Origin of the sequence: Ochrobactrum sp. S1502_03 (genome assembly GCF_044435015.1) — a bacterium.
GTDB classification, from domain to species: domain Bacteria; phylum Pseudomonadota; class Alphaproteobacteria; order Rhizobiales; family Rhizobiaceae; genus Brucella; species Brucella chromiisoli.
Genome location: NZ_JAYEXN010000034.1, coordinates 14,705 through 32,506 on the forward strand (window position 1 = coordinate 14,705; position 17,802 = coordinate 32,506).

The following is a 17,802-nucleotide window of genomic DNA, read 5'->3' on the forward strand; positions in this document are numbered from 1 at the left end:
ATTATATAGAGGCCAACGAATGGAGTTTTACATGACTGATGTCACCATCTATACCCGCCCTGGCTGCCCATATTGCACGCGTGCAGTCGGTCTTTTGAAGAACAAGGGCGTTGCGTTTAACGAAATTAATGCAGGCGCTACACCTGAACTGCGTGCGGAAATGCAGCAGCGTTCGGGCCGCAATACCTTCCCGCAGATTTTTGTCGGTTCGGTGCATGTGGGCGGTTGCGATGATCTGTTTGCTCTCGATAATGCAGGCAAGCTTGATGGTCTGCTTGCGACTGGCGAACTGAATTAAGATTATGAAGGGGGAGACACTTATGAGCACTTTTCGCGCTGCTGCGGTTCAGATGCGTTCGGGCACGGATGTGGCCCGCAATGTCGAGGCGATGGAAAAACTGGTTTCCGATGCTGCGGCAAAGGGTGCTCACTATGTGCAGACCCCGGAAATGACCGGCGCGCTGATGCGTGATCGTGCAGCGCTTTTTGCAAGTCTGCGCGATGAAAAGGAAGATCTGGTCTTTAAGGCCGCGTCAGAACTTGCAAAGAAGTACGGCATTTATCTGCATATTGGTTCGACGGCGATTGCCGCCGGTGACGGCAAGATTGCCAATCGTGGCGGCATCTTTGCGCCATCGGGTGAGAAGATCGCAACCTATGACAAGGTGCATATGTTCGATGTTGATCTCGACAACGGCGAAAGCTGGCGCGAATCAGCAACCTATGAGCCGGGCAAGGAAACGGTGATTGCCGAACTGCCTTTTGCTCATGTTGGCATGGCGGTGTGCTATGATATCCGTTTTCCGCAACTGTTTCGTGCGCAGGCGCTGGCAGGCGCCAATGTGATTACCGGGCCTGCTGCATTCACGCGTCAGACCGGTGAAGCGCACTGGCATGTTTTGCAGCGTGCGCGTGCGATTGAAAATGGCGCGTTCCTGATTTCGGCTGCGCAAGGTGGTGTGCATGAGGATGGTCGCGAGACCTATGGGCATTCGCTGATCGTTTCCCCTTGGGGCAAGGTCTTGGCAGAAGCGGCGCATGATGAGCCGGGTGTCATTGTTGCCGATATTGATGTGAGCGAGAGTGCCGCCGCACGCGCCAAGGTTCCGAACCTCAAGAATGCACGTGAGTTTTCTGTGAAGGTTGTTCAAGAGAAAGAGGACGTATAATCCATGATCCGCTTTTCGCTTCATTGCGATCACGGCCATGAATTTGAAGGCTGGTTTCGTGACAATGCCGACTTCGATCGGCAGTCGGAGCGCAAACTCGTCTCTTGCCCTGTCTGCAATTCGCCTGAAATTCGAAAATCGCTGATGGCGCCTGCCGTCTCCACCAGCCGCTCAAAAGAGCAGGTGGCGATTGCCCTCGGTGAGGCGCAGAAGCAGGCGCTTGAACAAATGCGCGCGTTGAGCCGCAAGGTTCGCGAAAATGCGGATTATGTTGGCGATAAATTTGCGGAAGAAGCGCGTAAAATCCACTTTGGTGAAACCGAAGCGCGGGGCATTTACGGAGAAGCGTCCAAAGAAGACGTTCATTCTCTCATTGAAGATGGCGTCGATGTGATGCCATTGCCTGTCTTCCCGGAAGATAAAAACTGATACTTAAAGACTTTGACTGCGTGAGAGGATATGGCGCATGAAACTGATGGATTCCGCGCCTTTCTTGCTGCTTGCCACAGGCACGCTTCTGGGGCTTATTTTGCCTCTTGGAAAAATCGCCGCTGAAGCGGGGGTTCCGCCGACAATCTGGACATTTTTGTTTTCAGCCAGTGCCGGAGTTATTCTGCTTGTGGCTTTGCTTTTGAGCAAAAAGCGGGTCGGCATTTCCGGCCACAGGTTGCGCTATTACATTTGTACGGCTGCGATTTCCTATGCGGTTCCTAATCTGCTGATCCTGTCGGCAATCCCGCGACTTGGAGCCGGATTTACCGGCATAATGTACACGCTATCGCCGGTGATCACGCTTCTGATCTCGATGGGCTTTGGCCTTCGTCGCCCCAATGCGCTCGGCATTGCAGGGATTATCGTGGGCTTTATCGGTGCCATTATGGTGGCAATGACGCGTGGCGAAGTCGGCAAGCCTGCCGATCCGCTCTGGATCGGATTAGCGCTTCTCATTCCGGTGTTTCTGGCGATGGGAAATGTCTATCGCACGCTTGACTGGCCGAAAAATGCTGATCCGACGGAGCTTGCTTCAGGCAGCCATCTGGCCGCGGCTGTGATGCTGTTGATTGGTATGTTGTTGTTTAACGGCGATTTTCCGATTGAGACACTGGCGCTTGCGCCGCTCACTGCTGTGGCGCAAGGGGTTGCGGCAGCAGGCATGTTTGCTCTGTTTTTTCGCTTACAGGCGGTCGGCGGGCCGGTTTATCTCAGCCAGATCGGCTATGTGGCCGCAGCGCTTGGGCTGATTTCCGGCACGCTGTTTCTGGGCGAAAACTATCCGTTGCTCACATGGATAGGTGCTGTCGTCATCGCCTTTGGTGTGGCACTGACGACAAAAGCTCAGAAGCGTTGATTAAAGCGCGATGCGCTTTGTTTCTTTTGTACAAACATGTCGTTATCAGAAAACCGGTTCCCACTTTTCTGCGACATGTTTCATGCGGGCCGTTCCGCAAGAACCATGTAGTTCACATCGGTATCGCGTGAACGGTTCCAGCTATCGGCAAGTGGGTTATAGGTTACGCCCAGCTTGTCGATCAGATTGAGGCCCGCTTTGCAAAGAGCTGCTTCGAGTTCTTCTGGACGCACCAGCTTTTCATATTGATGCGTGCCGCGCGGAAGCCAGCGCAGCACATATTCCGCACCGATGATTGCCAGACCATAGGCTTTGAACGTGCGGTTGATGGTGGCGACAAACATCAACCCACCCGGCTTTACCATTTCGCTGGTCGCAGACATGAAAAGATCGACATCAGAGACGTGTTCGACCACTTCCATGTTGAGCACGACATCGAACTTCTCGCCCGCTTCGGCCAGAGCTTCGGCAGTGGTTGCGCGATAGTCGACTTCAACACCGCTTTGGGCCGCGTGAATTTTTGCAACTTCAATATTGGTTTCGGATGCATCCGCACCGATGACCGTTGCACCAAGGCGCGCCATCGGTTCGCACAACAGGCCACCACCGCAGCCAATATCAAGAAAGCGCATGCCTTCAAACGGGCGCGGACTATTGGCATCAAGCTTGAATTTTTCGCAGACCTTTTCCTTGATATAGGCAAGGCGTGTCGGATTGAATTTATGCAGTGGACGAAATTTGCCCTGCGGGTTCCACCACTCGGCGGCAATGCGCGAAAAATGCTCGATTTCAGAAGCATCAATCGTGGTGCGGGCAGTCTCGGTCATGTCAATCTCCTGCGAAGGCAATGTGCCGTTCTGCTCTCAAGGTAGCGCTTTAAAGTCAAGGATCAAATCAAATTCCTGATTCCAAAGCATCCATTATTGTTTCACGGGAATCACACCCTTGCGGAAGCGCGACATTTTAGCTATGTGACCCCCGGTTTGTCTGTCGCAAGAAAATAATGTTTCGGCAGGCTAAAGTGTAATTTTGCAAAAGACGGGACGTAACCTTAAATGGCGCGCATCGTGATGAAATTCGGCGGCACTTCTGTGGCTGATCTGGAACGCATCTCCAATGTGGCGCGCCACGTCAAACGTGAAGTCGATGCCGGCAACCAGGTGGCTGTTGTCGTCTCCGCCATGTCAGGCAAAACGAACGAACTGGTCAGCTGGGTGCAGAACATGCCCAAGGTTGCCGGTGGCACGTCGCCTTTTTACGATGCACGTGAATATGATGCCATTGTTGCTTCCGGCGAGCAGGTGACAAGCGGCCTTCTGGCCATTGCGTTGCAGTCCATTGGTGTTGACGCGCGTTCGTGGCAGGGCTGGCAGATTCCGATCCAGACAGACAATGCGCATGGTGCAGCCCGTATTCAGGAAATCGACGGCTCTGAAATTATCCGTCGCATGGAAATGGGACAGGTTGCCGTTGTTGCCGGTTTCCAGGGCATTGGTCCTGATAACCGCATCGCAACACTGGGCCGTGGCGGTTCTGATACGTCTGCTGTCGCGATTGCGGCTGGTGTAAAGGCCGATCGTTGCGACATCTATACCGATGTCGATGGTGTTTATACGACCGATCCACGCATTGAACCGAAGGCAAAGCGCCTTTCCCGCATTACATTTGAAGAAATGCTGGAAATGGCTTCGCTGGGTGCCAAGGTTCTTCAGGTGCGCTCGGTTGAGCTTGCCATGGTACATAAGGTGCGCACCTTCGTGCGCTCCAGTTTTACGGACCCCAATGCACCGGGCATGGATGATCCGATCAACCCGCCCGGAACGCTCATTTGCGACGAGGAAGAAATCGTGGAACAGCAGGTCGTCACAGGTATCGCTTATGCGAAGGATGAAGCTCAGATTTCGCTCCGGCGTGTGGCCGACCGGCCCGGTATCTCGGCAGCGATTTTTGGGCCTCTCGCCGAAGAGCACATCAATGTCGATATGATCGTACAGAATGTGTCGGAAGACGGTTCGAAAACCGATATGACGTTTACGATCCCGACCGGCGATATTGATAAGGCACTGCGCGTTCTTGATAAAGTGAAGGCAGAAATCGGCTCGGATCATATCCAGTCGGAAACCGGTCTTGCCAAGATTTCGGTGATCGGTATCGGTATGCGCAGCCATGCCGGTGTTGCAGCGACTGCTTTTAAGGCCCTGGCTGAAAAGGGCATCAATATCCGCGCGATCACCACGTCTGAGATCAAAATCTCGATCCTGATTGATGGTCCTTATGCTGAACTCGCAGTCCGCACGCTGCATGGCGTCTATGGTCTTGATAAGTAATTAGCCGGCTTTATCTGGTTCGTTTTGAAACAATGCCGCTCGCTAGAAATAGCGTGCGGCATTGGCTTATTGTACGACTTCTCATATTTTCGAACGATTGGACTAGACGTAGGTGTCAAAAATGCTCACAAAGGATTCGGCGTAACGCTTCGCAGGCGGGTAATGGGAACTGGCTTTGCGTGAGGCGGGGCCTGTACCAAATGAGGAGCCTCCGACGATCATGCGTGATCTGACAACTGGTCCCCGCGTGCTGCTGAAGCGGTTGCGCGAATTGATGGCGGAATCACTTGAGCCGCAGGAACGCCTTGACCGGATCGTCCGTGAAATCGCGCAAAATATGGTCGCGGAAGTTTGCTCTTTCTATATTCTGCGCGCCGATGGCGTGCTTGAGCTTTATGCGACTGAAGGTCTTAATCCTCAATCTGTTCACCTTGCACAGCTGCGTCTGGGGCAGGGACTTGTCGGCACGATTGCCGCCAGCGCGCGCCCGTTAAACCTGACCGATGCGCAGAGCCATCCTGCCTTTGCCTATCTGCCTGAAACCGGCGAAGAAGCCTATAATTCGTTCCTTGGTGTGCCTGTGCTTCGTGCTGGCCGCACTTTGGGCGTTCTTGTTGTCCAGAATCAGACCAAGCGCGCTTATCGTGAGGATGAGGTTGAGGCACTTGAAACGACAGCAATGGTTCTGGCCGAGATTATCGCGACCGGCGATGGTCTGCGTCTTGCCCGCCCCGGTATCGAACTGGATCTTGGCCGTCCGATGAGCGTGACGGGCAATGCGCTCAATGACGGTATCGGGCTTGGTCATGTCGTGCTGCATGAGCCGCGTATCGTTGTCACCAACCTGTTTAATGAAGACAGCCAGGCTGAACTGGCCCGGCTGGAAGAAGCTGTTGGCTCATTGCGCATTTCCATTGATGATATGCTTTCGCGCCGCGATGTGGCTGTGGAAGGCGAGCATCGTGAAGTGCTCGAAGCCTATCGCATGTTTGCGCATGATCGCGGCTGGGTGCGGCGTCTGGAAGAAGCCATTCACAATGGTCTGACGGCGGAAGCCGCGGTTGAGAAGGTGCAGAGCGACACGCGTGCGCGCATGGTGCATCTGACCGATCCTTATATGCGCGAACGTCTGTCCGATTTTGATGATCTGGCAAACCGCCTGCTGCGTCAGCTGATGGGACGCGATGTCAAGACTATCGCCGAATCACTGGCAAAGGATGCCATTATCGTTGCGCGCACCATGGGCGCTGCCGAACTGCTTGACTATCCGCGCGAGCGTTTGCGTGGCGTGGTGCTCGAAGATGGTGCCGCGACCAGCCATGTGGTGATTGTTGCGCGGGCGATGGGCATTCCCGTGGTCGGTCAGGCCAAGGGCGCTGTTTCCATGGCGGAAAACAATGATGCGGCTATCGTTGATGGTGATGAGGGCATTGTACATCTGCGTCCACAGGCGGATGTGGAATTGGCTTATGCCGAAAAAGTCCGCTTCCGTGCGCGTCGTCAGGCGCATTATCGCGAATTGCGCGACAAGCCTGCGCTGACGCAGGATGGCGTTGATATTTCGCTTTTGATGAATGCGGGTCTTCTGGTTGATCTGCCGCAGCTTTCGGCATCGGGCGCTGCCGGCATTGGGTTGTTCCGCACCGAGCTTCAGTTCATGGTGGCATCGACCTTCCCGCGTGCAGAACAGCAGGAACGTCTTTATCGCTCTGTGATTGAGGCTGCGGGCAGCAAGCCTGTAACCTTCCGCACACTCGATATTGGTGGTGACAAGGTTCTTCCTTATTTCCGCGCAACCGGTCAGGAAGAAAATCCAGCTCTTGGCTGGCGCGCGATCCGCCTGACGCTGGATCGTCCGGGCCTGCTGCGCACCCAGTTGCGCGCACTTTTGAAAGCGGCCGGTGGCCGTGAGCTGAAACTTATGTTGCCGATGGTGACGGAAGTGTCGGAAGTGAAGGCTGCACGCGAGATTATCGATCGTGAAGTGCGCCATCTGTCACGCTTTGCACACACGCTGCCGCTTAATCTCAAGCTTGGTGCGATGATCGAAGTGCCTGCGCTTTTGTGGCAGCTTGATGAGTTGATGTCGATTGTGGACTTTGTGTCTGTCGGTTCCAACGACCTGTTCCAGTTTCTGATGGCTGTCGATCGCGGGAACTCGCTGATTTCGGGTCGTTTTGATCAGTTGTCGCCTGCGTTCCTGCGCACATTGCGTCACATTGTTGATGCAGGCAAACGGCATGGAAAGCCGGTGACACTGTGCGGTGAAATGGCCGGACGTCCGCTGACGGCGATGGCGCTGATTGGCCTTGGTTTCCGCTCGATTTCGATGTCAGCGGCAAGTATTGGTCCGGTTAAGGCAATGCTGGGAGCGCTTGACGCGGGCAAGCTCAATGCTTTGCTTAATGAGAAGCTCGACAAGCCAAATGGTGCACATTCGCTGCGTGAGTTGCTGCTTCAGTTTGCCGAAGACAACGATATTCCGCTATAGCGTAGAAAATTGCATGAAATGTTTGGGTGTCGCGCCTTGTGCGCGGCCCTTAATACTGCTTATTCGCGCTGCTATTAAAGTTTTCAGGATATACCAATGATCGCATTGCCACAGGACCGGATGGACCAGCTTTTGAAGCGGTTCTCGATGATTGAAAGCCAGATGGCGAACAATCCGGATTCGGAAACCTATGTGAAACTTGCTTCAGAATATTCCGAGCTTCAGGAGGTCGTCGGAAAAATCCGGGAGCTGACCGATGCGCGTAATGAAGCCCGTGATCTGACTGCTATGTGCGATGATGCCTCAACCGATGCCGAAATGCGCGCATTGGCAGTGGAAGAATTGCCAGACGTTGAAAAGCGCATTGAAGGTCTTGAACAGGAAGTCCAGATTCTGCTTCTGCCCAAAGACGCTGCCGATGAAAAGAATGCGATCCTTGAAATCCGTGCCGGTACGGGTGGACTTGAAGCGGCGCTGTTTGCTGGCGACCTCTTTCGCATGTATGAGCGTTTTGCTTCCGAAAAAGGCTGGCGCGTTGAGCTTGTTTCGTCAAGCGAGGGCGATGCCGGTGGTTACAAGGAAATTATTGCCACTGTTTCGGGCAAGGGCGTGTTTTCCAAGCTGAAGTTCGAATCCGGTGTGCACCGCGTGCAACGTGTACCGGAAACCGAAGCGGGTGGGCGTATCCATACGTCTGCGGCAACGGTTGCCGTGCTTCCAGAAGCCGAAGACATTGATATCGACATTCGCAACGAAGATATCCGCATTGATACAATGCGCGCTTCGGGTGCGGGTGGTCAGCACGTCAACACGACTGACTCGGCAGTGCGCATCACGCATATTCCAACAGGCATCATGGTGGTGCAGGCCGAAAAATCGCAGCACCAGAACCGCGCCCGTGCCATGCAGATCCTGCGCGCGCGTCTTTATGATATGGAGCGGCAAAAGGCTGAGTCAGAACGCTCAGAATCACGCCGCAGCCAGGTGGGGTCGGGCGACCGTTCCGAGCGTATCCGCACCTACAACTTCCCACAGGGGCGCGTGACCGATCATCGCATCAATCTCACGCTTTACAAGCTTGACCGGGTGATGATGGGGGAACTTGATGAACTGGTCGATGCGCTGATTTCAGACCATCAGACGGCGCTGTTGATGGAAATGGGCGAAAACGCGTGAGTGGTGAACGTCTTGATCATCTGATGGCGCAAGCCCGCGCACGATTGCGGGGTGCGGGTGTTAATACGCCTGATCTTGATGCGCAGTTGCTGCTTGAATGGACAACCGGCGCGACACGGCTTGATATGATTGTATCACCGGAAAAGATGATGGATGAGGAACAGGTCGCGAAATTAAACGATGCGCTTGAGCGCCGCGCTGAAGGGGAGCCTGTGCACCGCATTATCGGTATGCGTGATTTCTATGGTTTGCCGTTCAGGCTTTCGCCCGAAACACTCGAACCACGCCCGGATACGGAGGCGCTTGTCGAGCTTGTTTCGCCCTATATTGAAAAACTGATTGCGCTATATGGTCGGGCGCTGATGCTTGATATGGGGACAGGAACGGGCGCAATTGCGATTTCACTCCTGCATAAATTTGAGAAGCTCAATGCGATCGGGCTTGATGTGGCTGATGGCGCGCTGGCCATGGCGCGGATCAATGCGGCAGCCAATGGGGTGAGTGAGAGATTTGCGGCATTGAAAAGCGACTGGTTTGCGAATGTCAGCGGAAAGTTTCATCTCATTGTTTCAAACCCGCCCTATATTCCGCATGAAGAGATTGCTGCTCTCTCAGCTGATGTGCGCGAGCATGATCCGATGGCAGCCCTTGATGGTGGGGCGGACGGGCTTGATTTCTATCGTGCTCTTGCAAGTGGGGCAGTCGGATACCTATTTGATGGCGGTATGATTGCGGTTGAAATTGGCGCGGGCCAGTTTGACGATGTCGGCGCCATTTTTGAAAGCGCCAATTTCCATTTGATCAATTCTGCAAGCGATTTGGGTGGCCACAGAAGGGCCATGGTTTTCGTGCATAAAGACATTATGCCAAGGCGCTAAGATGCTGACGCGTCATGCCTTGAAAATGTTCAATCGCCACACAGGCTTAACCAAGTATCCACGAAACATGATTACCGGTATTTGGTATTGCAAGTGTTTGATGTGTCATAAGTAAAAAAACACGCGACGACCTCAAAAAAGCGCTTGGAATTTGCGGCGAAGCCGGTTAGTTTCCAGCCACCGTATACAGCCAGAATGGTTTTGCCCGCTTGAGGGCGGTGGCGGAAATACTCCATGACGAATTAGGGTCATGCTCCTATGAGGTTTTTCTCAAGGGATGGTTTGTACGGAAATGCTCGACTTTCAAAAATAGTTCCGAAGGGTTTTCTTTTCGGGAGGTCTTGCAAATACCAAGCCAAAAAGTTCGCGTTGTCCTTTGTGGACGGTGCGGAACTCTGAACAATTCGATGTGTGGGAAGTTTTAGGGTGTGCTTCCTCCATGGCTCGATAATGCGAAGCCGGTGGCTTTAAGCCGCGGGAATTTGACGCCCTTTAATCTGAAAAGAGAAGACGATGAGGCCAGCACAGCAGAACAGGCGCATGCGCGGACGGGGAAATAACAATAATAACAACAACAACAACCGCAAGGGCCCCAATCCTCTGTCGCGTAATTATGAAAGCAATGGACCGGATGTAAAAATCCGCGGCAATGCTCAACATATTGCAGAAAAATATACGACTTTGGCCCGTGACGCACAGGCGTCCGGTGATCGGGTCATGGCTGAAAATTACCTTCAGCACGCAGAACATTACAATCGCATCATCATGGCTGCCATGGCGCAGCAGAACATTCCGTATCAGCGCGAAGAAAACTTCGACAATGATGGTGGTGATGAAGATGAAAGCGGCTATGCCCCAGCAGCGCCAGCGCCACAGCCAGCCAATGGTTCCGGGCCGCAGCCGGTGATTGAAGGCACGCCAGCTGAAGTTGTTTATGGTGAAGAGAGCAGCGAAGGCCGCGCGGACAACCGCCCTGACAATCGTTCGCAGTCCCGTGATGGTCGCGATGGACGGGATCAGCGCCGTCTCGGTCGCGGTCGCCGCCCTCAGCGCGAACGCTTCAATGCAGGCGAAACTTCCGAACAGCCTGTCATCGAGGCGGCTGTTGCAGCGCTAGCCGATGAGCAGCCAGCTCCAGCGCCTGTTGTTGAGCCGGTTGTTGAAAAGCCCGTTGCTGAAAAGCCCGCCGCTCAAAAGCCAGTGCGTGCTGAACGGCCTGCCAAAGTTGCGGAAGAAGTAGCACCGGCTGTTGAAAAGTCGGCGCCTGCGGTTGAAGCAGCGGTTGAGGCTTCGGTTAAAGAAGAAGCGCCAGCCCGCGTCACGCGGCGCCCCGGTCGCCCGCGTCGTGTTCCCAAGGATGAAGTTGCTGAACCTGCGGATTCTGATGCGTAATTGCTGAACTCGCAAGACGATAGATTTTAAAAAATGGCGCGGTTTTCCGCGCCATTTTTATTTGCATTTTAAGGCGCTTTCCGGGCTTGCCGAAATCGTTCCATACTCCCATATTCCTTCTTGGATAAGGAGCCAGCCGATAAGGGGGCTCCGTCACCAGAAGTCTTCCGATGCCGATACGGGTCGGAGGGAAAAGGAGACATTATGAATATTGAGAAATATACCGAACGGGTTCGGGGCTTTATCCAGTCTGCCCAGACATTTGCCCTTTCTTCCAGCAATCAGCAGTTTACACCTGAGCATCTTCTCAAAGTCCTCGTTGATGACGATGAAGGGCTGGTCGCGTCGCTGATTGAGCGTGCTGGCGGTCGTATCGCCGATGTGCGCATGGGCTTGCAGACAGCCCTAGAAAAGCTTCCAAAAGTGACCGGCGGTAACGACCAGCTTTATCTTGCGCAGCCTTTGGCCAAGGTTTTTACTCTTGCCGAAGAGCTTGCGACCAAGGCGGGTGACAGCTTTGTCACGGTTGAACGCCTGTTGACTGCGCTTGCTATTGAGAAGTCTGCAAAAACGTCTGAAATTCTTGCTGCTGCCGGTGTGACACCGACCGCGCTCAACAAGGTTATCAATGATATGCGTAAAGGCCGCACAGCCGATTCTGCTTCCGCTGAAAGCAATTACGATGCGCTGAAGAAATATGCGCGCGATCTGACGGAAGATGCGCGTGCAGGCAAGCTTGATCCGGTTATCGGCCGCGATGAAGAAATTCGCCGCACGATTCAGGTTCTGTCGCGCCGCACCAAGAACAATCCGGTGCTGATCGGTGAGCCCGGCGTTGGTAAGACAGCGATTGCCGAGGGCCTGGCGCTGCGCATTGTGAATGGCGATGTGCCCGAATCGCTCAAAGACAAGCAACTGATGGCGCTCGATATGGGTGCGCTGATTGCCGGTGCGAAATATCGCGGTGAGTTTGAAGAACGTCTGAAGGCTGTGCTTTCGGAAGTGCAGACGGCTGCCGGTGAGATCATTCTTTTCATCGATGAAATGCATACGCTGGTTGGTGCCGGAAAGTCCGATGGTGCGATGGATGCATCCAATCTGCTCAAGCCCGCATTGGCGCGCGGTGAGTTGCACTGTGTGGGTGCGACCACGCTTGAGGAATATCGCAAATATGTTGAAAAGGACGCAGCACTTGCGCGTCGTTTCCAGCCGGTATTTGTCGATGAGCCGACAGTTGAGGACACGATTTCGATCCTTCGTGGTTTGAAGGAGAAATATGAGCAGCACCATAAGGTCCGTGTTTCTGACTCGGCACTTGTTGCGGCTGCAACGCTTTCAAACCGTTATATCACCGACCGTTTCCTGCCGGATAAGGCAATTGACCTTGTCGATGAAGCCGCATCGCGTCTGCGTATGCAGGTGGATTCAAAGCCGGAAGAACTCGACGAAATTGATCGTCGCGCCATGCAGCTCAAAATCGAGCGTGAAGCGCTGAAGGTCGAAACGGATACGGCTTCCAAAGATCGTTTGCAGCGTCTTGAAAAAGAGCTGTCCGATCTGGAAGAGGAATCAGCGGAGCTGACGGCAAAGTGGCAGGCTGAAAAGCAGAAGCTTGGCCTTGCTGCTGATTTGAAGCGTCAGTTGGAAGAAGCACGCAATGCTTTGGCGATTGCACAGCGCAGCGGTGAATTCCAGAAGGCTGGCGAGCTGGCTTATGGAACAATCCCTCAGCTTGAGAAGCAGCTTGCCGATTCTGAAAGCATCGAAAATAAGGGCTCCCTCCTTGAGGAAACCGTAACACCTGAACATGTTGCGCAGGTTGTTGGGCGCTGGACCGGCATTCCGGTTGAGCGGATGCTGGAAGGTGAACGCGAAAAGCTTTTGCGTATGGAAGACGAACTCGCAAAGCGGGTCGTTGGACAGGGCGAGGCTGTTCAGGCTGTTTCCAAGGCCGTCCGTCGTGCGCGCGCAGGCCTTCAGGATCCAAACAGGCCAATCGGCTCGTTCATCTTCCTTGGACCAACGGGTGTGGGCAAGACCGAGCTGACCAAGGCGCTGGCTTCGTTCCTGTTTCAGGACGACACGGCAATGGTGCGCATTGATATGTCGGAATTCATGGAGAAGCACTCCGTAAGCCGACTGATCGGTGCCCCTCCCGGCTATGTCGGCTATGAGGAAGGCGGCGTTCTGACGGAAGCTGTACGGCGCAGACCCTATCAGGTGATCCTGTTCGACGAGATCGAAAAGGCGCACCCGGATGTGTTCAACGTGTTGCTTCAGGTTCTCGATGATGGTCGTCTGACCGATGGTCAGGGCCGCACGGTCGATTTCCGCAATACTGTCATTATCATGACCTCGAACCTTGGCGCTGAATATCTCGTCAATCTTGGCGAGAACGATGATGTTGAAACTGTGCGTGATGAGGTGATGGGTGTTGTGCGGGCGTCGTTCCGTCCAGAGTTCCTCAACCGCGTCGATGAAATTATCCTGTTCCACAGGCTGCGTCGTGACGATATGGGATCGATTGTCGATATCCAGCTCAAGCGTTTGCAGGCTCTGTTGCATGATCGCAAGATTACTTTGGAACTCGAAGATGATGCGCGCGAGTGGTTGGCAAACAAAGGATACGATCCGGCTTATGGTGCGCGTCCGTTGAAGCGGGTTATTCAGAAAGAAGTTCAGGACCCGTTGGCCGAACGAATTCTGGTTGGCGATATTCTTGACGGTTCGATCGTCAAGATTTTGCCTGGCTCGGACCGACTCAACTTTCGTCCTATCCGTGTGATGGGTGAAGGTGAACCGGTGCAGGAAGACGAAAAGGCCTAAGTCTTAAACTATGTCGCAAACGGCGCCGCACTCGTTTGAGTGCGGCGCTTTTTTCTTTTTGAACAGGATGTTCAGGCCATCTTCATGTCCAGTTCATCTGGCATTTGCTGTTATTGGGTAATTAATTGTTAACCATATAGTTGCATTCCTTGTCTCAAGGTAATTCAGGGTTTCTTGTATGTCGCATCTCTTACGCATGCTTCGCTTCGGATTGTTCGGGTTTGCAAGTATTTTTACCGGCATTCTTGCTGTAGGCGGTTCAGCCTTTGCGCAAACAAGTGATGCGGCAATTCATGTTTCGCAGCCAACGCAGCTCGCGCAGCTCTTTGATTGGGGGCACGATCGCGGACGCGACAGGGGCGTGCGCGTTTATACTGATGAATATGGTCGGCAGGTAACGGTTGATCGTCGCGGACGTGTTTTGCATATCGAAGACCCGCGCGATTCCGGGCGCTATGCAAGTGGTCGCCAACAGAATGATGGCTGGTCCGATGGTCCTGTGGGCGGTGGCGCGCCCTATGACGGCTTTGGCAATGTGCCTGAAGATCCGAATTATTATCCAGAAGCGCCCGCCGCGCCCGGTTATGATTATAACCGGGACGGTCAGGTCCAGCGCTCGGAATTGCCGCCGGCAGGCACCGAATACCCGGACACCGAATCACCAACAGCCAGCATCAATCGCGATCCCGGTTATCAACAGCCAGGGACGCAGCCGCAGGCTGTTCCGCATGCCGATGATATGACGCCAGCCATCGAAATGCCGAAAGGGCAGGGCGCAAAGCAGAAGATTGCGGCCTATCAGGTGTTGCTTGATCGCGCAGGTGCATCCCCCGGTGTGATTGATGGTCGCTCTGGCAGCAATGTGGACAAGGCTGCCGCCGCCTATAGCGAAATGACGGGTAAATTTCTCAATCCGAGTGATGAGGCTGCAATCAATGCCGAGCTTGAAGCCACCGGCGGCCCGGCTTTCACCGACTATACAATCACCAACGAAGATGTTGGCCGCCAGTATGTTGCATCCATTCCCGATGATTATGCCCATAAAGCACAGCTTCCGGCGATGGCCTATACATCCGTGACTGAAATGCTCGGTGAGAAGTTTCACATTGATGAAGCCTATCTCAAGGAGATCAATCCGGGTGTGAACTTCAATCAGCCGGGTTCTGTCGTAAAGGTTCCGAACCTTGGCAAAGCTGTTCGATCGAAGGTTGCACGAATCATTGCCGACAAGGCGCGGAAGCAAGTGCGCGGCTATGACGAGAACGGCAAACTAGTCGTTGCCTATCCGTCAACAATTGGCTCGTCTGATACGCCGTCACCATCGGGTATCGTGCAAGTCCAGCGCATCGCGATCAATCCGAACTATACATATAATCCGAAGCTTAACTTCAAGCAGGGTAACAATGACAAGGTTCTGACCATTCCGCCGGGTCCAAACGGTCCGGTCGGCACAGTGTGGATTGCGCTGTCAAAGCCAACATATGGTATTCACGGAACGCCTGAACCCTCGCGTATCGGCAAAACATCCAGCCATGGCTGTGTGCGTTTGACCAATTGGGATGCGGAAGAGCTGGCGAAGCTTGTGAAACCGGGTGTAACGGTTGAATTCACCGATTAGAGCGCATTTTGCTTCTGATTGGATCAGATCGGCGCTCTAATCCTTTGTTCTAACGCGCATCTTTTCCAAAAACCGTGTGACAGGCAACGAAAGCATATTCATACAATATGCTTTCGTTTTGCGTTTTTAAGCTCGCTTGTTTGAAGAATCAGCTCTTTGCCGAACCGCTGGATGCAAGTTTGGTGCCTGCATCATCTGTATTTAACAGTGTATCGATACGATCGCGCTCTTGCTTAAAGGCTTCCAGTTCCGGTCCTTTAAGCGCTTTATTATCTGGCAAACGAATACGAAGCGGGTCAACCTTGGTTCCATTAACGATCAGCTCGTAATGAAGGTGTGGACCGGTTGAAAGGCCGGTTGAGCCAACATAGCCAATCACTTGTCCCTGACGCACACGCTGACCGGCGCTTATGCCACGTGCAATTGCATTTTGATGGCTGTAGCTGCTGACATAACCATTGGCGTGACGAATCAAAGTCTGGTTGCCATAGCCATTCGTCCATCCAGCCTTTTCAACAACACCATTGCCCGAAGCAATAATCGGCGTGCCGCGTGGTGCTGCCCAATCAACACCGGTATGCATGCGGCTGTAGCCAAGAATCGGATGTCGGCGCATTCCAAAAGGAGAGCGGAATACGCCATTGGGCACCGGATTGCGCAATAGGAACTGTTTGGCACTCTTGCCGTCTTCATTGAAGTAATCGATGCTGCCATCGGGTGCCTGATAGCGGTAGAACTTTCGCGTCGTTCCGCTGAAGGTCGCTGCGACGAAAAGAAGATGGGAATCACCGTCTGGTTTTTCCGGGTCGTCCGGCAAGGAGAAAAAAGCATCGATTTTGTCGTTCGGCGAAAGGCGTGCCTGAAGATCGACATCGCTCGCCAGCATTTTGACGAGGTTTTCGCGCATGGTTTCGGTCATACCATAGGCAAGGGCTGCGCGGCTGATACCATCATATGCACTTGGCAGATTGCCGCGGATGGCGGTTGGCGGCGCATCGCCATCGAACGCAGATGCGAGCAGCGGTGTTTCTTCTGGCTGATCGGACGGCACATATTGCATACGATCATTCAGCGACACCGTCACCAGATGTGTGGTTCGATGATAAACACTCGCTCTGACAACGCGGTCTTCGCCATTTTGTGTTTCGGTCCCGATACGCAGGACGCTACCTTCTTTAAGGCGCGGCGAATTGAGCAGTTTGATAAGCGCATCCGCCATATGAGAGACGTCTTCTCCCGTGTAACCCGCATCTTGCAGCGCCTGTTTGATGTCCATCGTCCGGCGGAAAGGAATCAGTTCTTCCGAGAAACCGTCGGCGGCTTCTTCATCATCGGCACGCAGCGCAACGCTGACATTTTCCTGGGTGATTTTTACACCGAGAGCGGGGCTAAGCGCAAAAGACGAATCGGTTCCACCGAAACGCGCCGGGTCCACATAGTGTAAAGAGGCAACCTGGACATCACCGTCGGTTAGCAGCGCGCCGGTGTCGCGGACGACTTTTTCAACTTCATCAACAGTCAGATCATTGGATGCGTCGAAAGTCGTGCTGTTGAGTGGAAAATCGGCAACTTGCAGGCTGACTTCACTTTCAACTTTTGCACCGTAAATCTGCCCGGTATCGGTAGGTTGCGGTGTCGCCGGACCTTCCGAGAAAATAGACATCGCATCAAATGCCGGGTACTTGCGACTTGTTGGATGGTCAACGGCCAAAGCCATATGCACCAGCTCAAAGGGTCTTGTGCGGATAACCTCGCGCTCGCCAACCTTTTGCATCGTTGAAAGGTCGAAGCGACGGCGATCTGTGGCTTTCTGCTTTGAAATCGTGCTGACGAGGCGGGCGCCTTTGGTGACGTTCGTATCATTGACGATGCCGGGCATGTCATTGCGCGCGAGAATTTCCGGTGGCGTTGCCAATTGTTCGCGGCCATCTAGGGCGGCAAACAAAGCCACACCAATGAGCATGCAAGACGTAACGCCTGTAAGAAATGTGCCTGCAAGCCAACGTGCTGAAACTTCACGCCGGTCAGGGGGGCGGCGGCGTCCGCCTACCGTCAGCGGGGGCTCGTCACCCGGATCCAGATTGTTGGGCCCCAATTCTTTCATGCTGCTTTTGTTGGCCCTTCTGCAAATCTGGCCGCACCCGAAGGTGCGTGAACATCATTTTCCAGAAAGCAGCGGGACCGCGATCTGATGTATGGTGTCTTCCCTTAATTATGGAAGTCCCTCAAACGGGATTTTGAGTTTTGCCTGCCGTAACGCCTTAAGTCAACGATAAGCGGACCAGCTTTCGTTATTCACAGCATCCAGCCAGCCGCTTTTTGATTTGCGGGAAGGCTATTTCAATAATGAGGCCGGTTTGTGACCCCATCAGGCTATCTCTTAGGGGCTGTGTTAGAGGGGTATATATAAGCGTATATCGTGAAAACCCTGCTAATTGGGGAGAATTGTCAAAAAAGTTTCAAATAAGACAGTTTTGCCGTTGACAGTTTTGTTGAGTGGGGTCTATATGGCGCCACAACGAGGGCGGCGACGCTGCTAGCGGCAGACTGGTTCGTCCCTTGAGTTGGCAGATTGAG

The 17,802-nt window shown here is 53.7% G+C and carries 13 protein-coding genes; 11 read left to right on the forward strand and 2 right to left on the reverse strand.

Annotated elements, in window-relative coordinates:
• Positions 1-31 precede the first annotated feature (31 nt).
• From grxC to VBH83_RS16225, 4 genes are read left to right on the forward strand one after another with little or no spacing between them, the layout of a single operon-like run.
• Positions 32-298 carry a glutaredoxin 3 gene (grxC, locus tag VBH83_RS16210; RefSeq protein WP_265986919.1) on the forward strand — a complete coding sequence of 89 codons (267 nt, stop codon included), beginning with the start codon at positions 32-34 and terminating at the stop codon, positions 296-298.
• 22 nt (positions 299-320) lie between these two features.
• Positions 321-1,169 (forward strand): carbon-nitrogen hydrolase family protein, encoded by an 849-nt coding sequence (locus VBH83_RS16215; RefSeq protein ID WP_265986918.1) that lies wholly within the window; start codon positions 321-323, stop codon positions 1,167-1,169.
• Between the two features lie 3 nt (positions 1,170-1,172).
• Entirely contained in the window at positions 1,173-1,598 is a 426-nt protein-coding gene (locus VBH83_RS16220) for a DUF1178 family protein (RefSeq protein WP_265986917.1), read from the forward strand.
• A 37-nt stretch (positions 1,599-1,635) separates the two neighbouring features.
• The gene (locus tag VBH83_RS16225; protein ID WP_265986916.1) at positions 1,636-2,517 is read left to right on the forward strand and encodes a DMT family transporter; all 882 of its coding nucleotides are present in this window, start codon (positions 1,636-1,638) and stop codon (positions 2,515-2,517) included.
• Positions 2,518-2,597: 80 nt separating this feature from the next.
• On the opposite strand, the gene ubiG is transcribed toward VBH83_RS16225, so the two are convergent.
• The gene (gene ubiG, locus VBH83_RS16230) at positions 2,598-3,344 is read right to left on the reverse strand and encodes a bifunctional 2-polyprenyl-6-hydroxyphenol methylase/3-demethylubiquinol 3-O-methyltransferase UbiG (RefSeq protein ID WP_265986914.1); all 747 of its coding nucleotides are present in this window, start codon (positions 3,342-3,344) and stop codon (positions 2,598-2,600) included.
• A gap of 228 nt (positions 3,345-3,572) precedes the next feature.
• Here ubiG and VBH83_RS16235 point away from each other — a divergent pair, with 228 nt between their 5' ends.
• From VBH83_RS16235 to VBH83_RS16265, 7 genes are all read left to right on the forward strand, one after another.
• A complete protein-coding gene (locus VBH83_RS16235) occupies positions 3,573-4,844 on the forward strand; it encodes an aspartate kinase (RefSeq protein WP_265986913.1) in 1,272 nt (423 codons plus the stop codon).
• A 220-nt stretch (positions 4,845-5,064) separates the two neighbouring features.
• A complete protein-coding gene (ptsP, locus tag VBH83_RS16240) occupies positions 5,065-7,335 on the forward strand; it encodes a phosphoenolpyruvate--protein phosphotransferase (protein ID WP_265986912.1) in 2,271 nt (756 codons plus the stop codon).
• Positions 7,336-7,431: 96 nt separating this feature from the next.
• Entirely contained in the window at positions 7,432-8,511 is a 1,080-nt protein-coding gene (gene prfA, locus VBH83_RS16245) for a peptide chain release factor 1 (protein ID WP_265986910.1), read from the forward strand.
• A 23-nt stretch (positions 8,512-8,534) separates the two neighbouring features.
• Positions 8,535-9,389, forward strand: coding sequence for a peptide chain release factor N(5)-glutamine methyltransferase (prmC, locus tag VBH83_RS16250; protein WP_265986938.1), 855 nt, complete (start codon positions 8,535-8,537; stop codon positions 9,387-9,389).
• A 513-nt stretch (positions 9,390-9,902) separates the two neighbouring features.
• On the forward strand, positions 9,903-10,781 hold the full coding sequence (locus VBH83_RS16255; RefSeq protein WP_265986909.1) for a DUF4167 domain-containing protein: 879 nt from the start codon (positions 9,903-9,905) through the stop codon (positions 10,779-10,781).
• Between the two features lie 204 nt (positions 10,782-10,985).
• Positions 10,986-13,607, forward strand: coding sequence for an ATP-dependent chaperone ClpB (gene clpB, locus VBH83_RS16260; protein WP_265986907.1), 2,622 nt, complete (start codon positions 10,986-10,988; stop codon positions 13,605-13,607).
• A gap of 178 nt (positions 13,608-13,785) precedes the next feature.
• Positions 13,786-15,225, forward strand: a complete 1,440-nt coding sequence (locus VBH83_RS16265; RefSeq protein ID WP_265986905.1) for a L,D-transpeptidase — start codon at positions 13,786-13,788, stop codon at positions 15,223-15,225.
• Positions 15,226-15,373: 148 nt separating this feature from the next.
• Here VBH83_RS16265 and VBH83_RS16270 read toward each other — a convergent pair whose 3' ends face one another.
• Positions 15,374-17,329: a M23 family metallopeptidase gene (locus tag VBH83_RS16270; RefSeq protein WP_265986903.1), complete on the reverse strand. Its 1,956-nt coding sequence runs from the start codon at positions 17,327-17,329 to the stop codon at positions 15,374-15,376.
• Positions 17,330-17,802: the final 473 nt, after the last annotated feature.